We start from the raw sequence: 6,470 nt of genomic DNA on the forward strand, positions 1-6,470 counted from the left end.
GAAGATAATCCTATGCCAACGCCCCCCCCGTGATGACAGTTGTAGTAAGTCCTGCATAAATTAACTTAGTTAAAAAAGTCATAAAAAATTAACTAATCGTAGCTAAAACCAGTAACGCTTAATCTTCTCTTAACAAGAGATAAATTTGCTTATTATCTTGCAACTTAACAACAGCTCCGTCACTTTCGTCATAATCTCAAGTTCCATTTATTGAAGAACTAGAAAATTGATCGCTGGAAAAAGTGATTCCGAAACCTTTCGCGGACTCTTGTTCCCCATCCATATCTGTTTCTATCTTTAAATCAAATTTCTTACCTACAGTGAGTTTGTTTTGATTCTTGAATAGATTTTTAGGGAATAATACTTTTATTGGATCTGGGAAAGTGTCTACTCCTGAGACTCCACAAGATAATGAAAAGTAACTTCCTAGGCTTGAACTAAATGATTCTGGAACTTGATTCAAACTATCGACAATTTCACAATTTCCTGCTTGTTCTTCTTCATTTAATAGAAGATAAATCTTTTGTGTAAGTGTTGGATCGGCAACTGAAATAACTGCTCAAGAACTATCTTCTGTTGAATAGTTTCATGTTGCAGTCATATCTGTTGTTGAAAATTGAGGACTTGAAATAGTAATTTTGAAATCTTCTTCGTCGCTTGTGTTTTCAGAAATACTGGTTAATTCTTCTTCTTTATCTCTTATCTTGATAATCAACTCTTGCCCTTCATTAAGTTGCTCTCCTGTTTTGAAGATAGTTCTAGGAAATAATCCCTTTCAGTCGAATGGGAAAGGATTTAAATCTCTGTCTGAACAAGAAATTGTTACATAATCCTGTGTTTCTGCTCGAAAAGACTCAGGAATATCACTTAAATGCTTGGTGATTTGACAATTTTCTTCTTTAACTGGCGCTTTTTGTTCTTCAATCTTTTGTAATTCTTGAATTGGTTTTTCTGTTTGAGAAGTTGTGGAAAGTGATGAAGTTAAATCTTTTGTGTCTGCAGGGACTGAGGAGGATAGGGTTTCAGTTCTTCTTTCTGTAACTTGATGAGAAACCTTATTAGTTAATGTAGTGGCAGATGTTGATACTACAATTTGACTGCCTTGTATGGACTTTACAAGTGCTGTGCCCCCCCCTCCGATAACTACTGCAGTTAAAGCGAAATGAGCTAAACCGGGAAATAAAAAGAAAGACATGAGAGTATTAATTAAACTATTACTCTTCTTAAAAGAATTACTAAAGTTTTGTTTACAACCCTAAAGATTTTAAAGATCTTGGATTAAATAAAAATCACTTTTCTCTAAAAACTTAATAAATTGTTACGGACTTAGCGATCGCGAGAATCAAACATGAAATAAATTAGTTCTGTAATTTTAGGGTCGATTATTCTTACAAAATATGAAGTCAAATCTTTGGATTTGATCTCATTGTCATAATCTCATCTTCCAGTTATTTGATGATCTAAGGAAGAAAAAGAATCACTTTTAAACACAGTTTCAAAAATCTCTCCTACTTCCTGTTCTTTGGTTTCAGACTCAATATTTAACCTAAGTCCTTCAGAAAACTGGTCAACATTTTTTTTAAATAAATTTTTTGGAAACAGCGCTAATCATTTTCTCGGAAGAATTAAATCATCATTTTTAATAATTCCCCGAGTTTCACAACCTAACGCAACATGTGAAGATCTTCAGGGAAAAAGAAACTCTCCAATAACTTTTTTAAGATCGCTAACTACTTGACAGTTACCTTCTCCATTGGTTAGCTGCAATTGTGATTCAGGAGAAGATTGAAATGAAAAGTTTCCAAATGAAATTATTTTTGAAGGTAACAATAACAAAGTAACTCCGAGAGTAACACCTCCTACACTAGCTGCAAAAAGTACTGGATGACTTGTATAGGTAAGAAGGGACACAAAAAACTACTGATTGACCAACAAATATTTTAAACGGGCTAATTAGATTGGCTAATAATAAATAGATCTAGTAAAAATTAAAAACTGTTTATCAATGTATTTGTTTCAAGAAGGTACACATTTGAATGGCTTTTTCTTCCTCTTCTTTTAACCTATTAAATCTGTAAAGTTCTCACTCTATCGCTTTTTGACTATTAAATGCAGGTCTACATTCCCTATTGAACTTAGCTATTTTGGTTTTAGAGTGAACAAAGAATTTACAACTTCTCAACTCTTCTTGTAAAACCATTCCCTTTGCAATTGATTCAGGAATATCTTTTAGCAAATGTTCAAGATAAAAAAATAACAAGCAATAGCCATAAGGAATACCTATTTCTGGCTTTGGCTTAATAGGAATAAATCTAGGGCTACTAGCATAACCTTCACAACCTATATAAAGCTTTAAATAATGCTTTTGCTTTGTATCCATATAAATCTTTTGAGATAGTAGTAGTCTGTCCGCAACACAAGGACTATTGTTACAATACGCACAATGTTTCGTATTAATCTCGTTTGTTTCTGCGGCAATAAATTTACTGTCAATAAATGTAAGGCAATAGAATCTTTGTTCTGAGTCAAACTTCTCTTCTGTCTGAACTATCTCAAACAAATCATCAAAACTCTTTTCTACTTGCCCGCCCGCACCAGTTCTTAACATTTCAAACTTTTTCCCAATCCATTCTTCTATTTTTTGATTAGCTAACGTTCTGTCTTTAAGTAAGGTATTTAAAGCTCTTAATTTGTTAATCATTTTTTCTTGGATTAACTAGTTTAGGAAAGTTTATCTTAAAAACTAATCCTTAGAGAGTTAAATGATAAAGTTTCGTCTCAATTTAGATGGAATTATGTTTCTTGTTTACAAATAACTTTTAGAGTTAACTTTTATCCAGAAATTCAATAAATTATGTTTGATTTATCAGAATCTTTTGCGATTGTCACAGGAGTAACGGATTCTGGTTTTTTAGTTTTTTTAATGTGTCCCCTCATGTTCCTGTAAATGAAGACTTAAGTCTGCCTCCCTTAAAAGTAGTTCGCGTTTCCGATCCTTCTGTTTTAGTGTCAGTTCTTATGTTTAGTTTTTGACCTACAGAAAATGATTCACTATTCGAAAATAGTGCTTCTGGGAATAATCCAGTCCAGTTGTGAGGTAATGAACCGGCTCCTGTTCCATCATTAGTATTTTCACAAGACATTTCAATATAAATCTCTCCTCTCTTTTGATCAAGAAGAAAATCTTCATAATCTTTCTTTAGATCTTCTATTTCACAACTTCCTCTTTGAACAGATGTATTTTGAACATTAGGCAATTGTCTCTTAACTTTAAGTTGTTCAGTGGCGGTTGTTTTAGGTGTAGTCGCTAAAGGAACATTCTTAGAAACTTGAGAACCAGATGTACCTCAATAACCTTCTTTTCAAAGAATTAAAGGAACACCGACACAACCTCCAACTGTAAGAACAAATGAAAAAACTTTAGGACTGACTGCCATAATTTAAGAAACTATTTGAAGTCTATTCATTCTTTTATTATGCAGGAATCTGAGCTAGCAATAAAAATTCCATTACTCGTAAATCTCCCTAACTAGTTTACTCACAATCTATGTTCTTTGAGTCCCTGTAACAATTGAATTGCTCAATGTTTTAGTCAATTTTCCTTCTTTACAGGATATAGTTAAAGCTCAATTGGCATTTGAAGAATCTTGAACTTTAATAATCGCGAGTTAATTTATTTTCCGACTCACTTCCTTCATCCAAAAAAAGTTACTAGTGTGAATAAAAATCCAAACACCACTGTCCATCATGCTCATCTACTTAAAAAGTTAATTAGTAAAAAGACTGCAAGTAGAAAAAGTGCAACCAGAATTGTATGAACTTGAACTTTTGTTTTGACACTTGGGTCTTCTAGGTGTCTAAAAGTTTCAGAAGCAGAAAGATTGATCTCTCTTGTTTTGTCGATACTATACGTGCGGGTCCTTTTCAAAGCCCTCACGGGCTGAGCGACTGATGTGTAATATCTTTGCTTTTGAGAAATTGATTCTTCTCGGAATATTTGTTTAAGCACTCAAGAGCGTTTAAAGAGCTCTCTAATTTGCTCATCAAGCCAAACGAGATATATGTAATTATGCTCTCTTGCTTTTTTGTCTTCCATATTTACCTTTAATAACTCTTTTCTTTTTAAGCAATAAAACCTTTGAAAATTAAGAGCTATAAATAACTGAAAGTTGTTAAAGATACTTAAAGGCTTACACCTTAATCTATCTTCCTCATAATTTCTTAACTGCTCTAAGGCCTCATTTGCACTTATTGTCGCTTTCTTAAGTTCTATACAGACCAATGGAATTCCATTAATGAGTAATACTAGGTCATAAACATGAGTGAATTCTCTTTTTCGCTCTTTGACTTGTGACGCTAATCAAAACCTGTTATTATCAATGTTTTCTAAGTCAATTAAGGGGATTTTTAATGGTTTAGCGGTTCTATAGCGCGAAATATCAAGTTCAATAGGTTTACTTAAATCACGATCTCTAACAGAATTTAGCTCTTGTAGGAGATAGATTTTTTCTTTCTTAGTGAATTCAAACGAATCTGAAAGATTATTGTGTTTTATACAAAGTCTTCGTAGTTGTTTTAAAAGACAACTTGAAAGTCTTTCCTCGCTAGTTTGTCCTTTCTCATTTTTAAGGTCACTACGGAAAACTCAACCAATTTCTCCGAGTCTCCTAATAAATCATTTCTCTCAATCAGCTTCACTTCTTTGTCTTTCACTTTTAGTTCGAGAATTAACAGTTTCTTTTTCTCTCCAAAACGTCTCTGAGCCTTGACTCCTGCCCATAAAGTTTCTTGAGTAATAACTCTATTAATTATTAAGAAGGCCTTTAAGTCTTTTTTTTATATAGATATATATAGTTAAATTCTTTATAGGCGGGGCTTCCTATGCTTGCCCGCGCGGGAGAGGAATAGACAGAAAAGGGAGGGGCGAAAGTCACATATTTTTACTGGGCACAAAAACTAAAAACTAATTAAGGGGACTTAAGACAAAAAATCAACTGTCAATAATATGGTTGCTTTAAAGTGAGGGGTTATTTCCGTTACATCTCTTTCTGGGATTGCACTTGGTACATATAAGTTATCTAATTGAGCACAACCCACAGATTTAATTCAACAGGCAAGAGGGGTATTGCCCCCCCCTCAAGAAAAATCAGTTCCTTTAGGTTCCCAGATATCTAATCTCTCATCTGAATTAGTAACTCAAGATCAAGCAAATGACTCAAATTTAAGCCCTGAAGAGAAAGAGCGAAGAAGAATTAAGAAAGAAGCTGATTCAGCTTTCTCAAAACTAGATGATTACACATTTAAGCTCTTTTCTTCCTGTAATGTAGGAACGGGCTGAATATTGGACTATGTGCTTCCAAAAGAAAAAGGAAAGTATCCCCTTATTTGATACATTGCTACCAATGCTCATGTAGTAAATCACTGACTATTTGACAACTCTAATCCTTATAGTCAAAAATTACCAATAGCTCCCAACAAGTCAAAACATCAATCCTATTACAACTGATATTCCTCTAAATTCCCACTTCACTCTTCTCAGAGCTGTTATTTCAAGAAAACGCAGGGAACATTTGATCTCAACCTTTCAAAGCAGCCTGATGGAGAAGCCTTGAAATCTGATTGAGGAGCTGTTAACTATCTAAAGAAAATGAAACAACCTAAATTATTCTGAGTAGCTGTTGATCTATTTGACATTGACTTAAATATGGGTGTTTTGGATAAGAACTTTAAGGATTTTGCGGTAATGGAAATTGAATTTAATGATGAAGATTCAGCAAGAGAAATAACTAGAGGGTTTGCAGACAAATACACTGTTGAGTCGACTGAAGCAATTAATATATTTGGCAAGCCTTTAGATATTCATAATCTTGAAAGTAATAACCAAAACTTCTATAGTTTGGGGTATCCAAGTAAAGCAAGTAGTAGATTTAGTTATGTAAAAGGATGAGATGAAGAGACTTTATCTGGAGAAAAACTTTCAACAGATCCAAGAAATAGATATCCGATTATTAGTGGAAATAAACTAAAGGGGCATGTCGCTTCTGATTGATATAAGAATCCTGAATGAGCTGGAGAAAACCACCACAACTTTGGTCACTTCTATCTTTTAGAAGGATTTCCGTTGGGCAAAGGGGCTTCCGGATCTATGAGTATAGATGGAAAAGGAAACCTAATAGGTCTAAAGACCAAGGGGGAAGAGGGAGTTCAAGGCAATTACTCTATGATTACTCCCATTAGATCAGAAAAGTTAATAATAGAAGGGAATTTTCGAACTCCAAAATATGACTTGATACTTGGTGCTGAAAAACAAAAAAGCTCTTATAGAGAACAAGTTGAACAACATATTCTTGAAAAAGGTAACAAAACTTGATTGAGTGAAAGAGGTTGAAAGCACGTAAGTTAAGTTAGAGAGGCTATGTTAAAAAGACTTAATCATTAAAGTTAGAAAAATATGGTTTCAAGCGCCATAA

6 protein-coding genes are annotated in these 6,470 nt (G+C 33.6%); 1 reads left to right on the forward strand and 5 read right to left on the reverse strand.

Going from position 1 to position 6,470, the window contains the following annotated elements:
• Positions 1-118: 118 nt before the first annotated feature.
• The 5 genes from DNK47_RS03100 to DNK47_RS03120 all read right to left on the reverse strand — a co-directional run bounded on the left by DNK47_RS03100 (position 119) and on the right by DNK47_RS03120 (position 4,780).
• Complete coding sequence (locus tag DNK47_RS03100) at positions 119-1,195, reverse strand: hypothetical protein (RefSeq protein ID WP_112665857.1); 1,077 nt, start codon at positions 1,193-1,195, stop codon at positions 119-121.
• Positions 1,196-1,326: 131 nt separating this feature from the next.
• Positions 1,327-1,911 carry a hypothetical protein gene (locus DNK47_RS03105; RefSeq protein ID WP_112665859.1) on the reverse strand — a complete coding sequence of 195 codons (585 nt, stop codon included), beginning with the start codon at positions 1,909-1,911 and terminating at the stop codon, positions 1,327-1,329.
• 88 nt (positions 1,912-1,999) lie between these two features.
• Positions 2,000-2,701, reverse strand: a complete 702-nt coding sequence (locus DNK47_RS03110) for a hypothetical protein (RefSeq protein ID WP_112665861.1) — start codon at positions 2,699-2,701, stop codon at positions 2,000-2,002.
• 151 nt (positions 2,702-2,852) lie between these two features.
• Entirely contained in the window at positions 2,853-3,437 is a 585-nt protein-coding gene (locus tag DNK47_RS03115; protein WP_112665863.1) for a hypothetical protein, read from the reverse strand.
• 236 nt (positions 3,438-3,673) lie between these two features.
• Positions 3,674-4,780 (reverse strand): type I restriction endonuclease, encoded by a 1,107-nt coding sequence (locus DNK47_RS03120; RefSeq protein WP_112665865.1) that lies wholly within the window; start codon positions 4,778-4,780, stop codon positions 3,674-3,676.
• 225 nt (positions 4,781-5,005) lie between these two features.
• Between DNK47_RS03120 and DNK47_RS03125 the strand changes: the two genes are divergently transcribed.
• Positions 5,006-6,403, forward strand: coding sequence for an MIP family Ig-specific serine endopeptidase (locus DNK47_RS03125; RefSeq protein WP_112665867.1), 1,398 nt, complete (start codon positions 5,006-5,008; stop codon positions 6,401-6,403).
• Positions 6,404-6,470 lie beyond the last annotated feature (67 nt).

The organism is Mycoplasma wenyonii (assembly GCF_003265155.1).
Classification (GTDB): Bacteria; Bacillota_I; Bacilli_A; order Mycoplasmatales; family Mycoplasmoidaceae; genus Eperythrozoon_A; species Eperythrozoon_A wenyonii_C.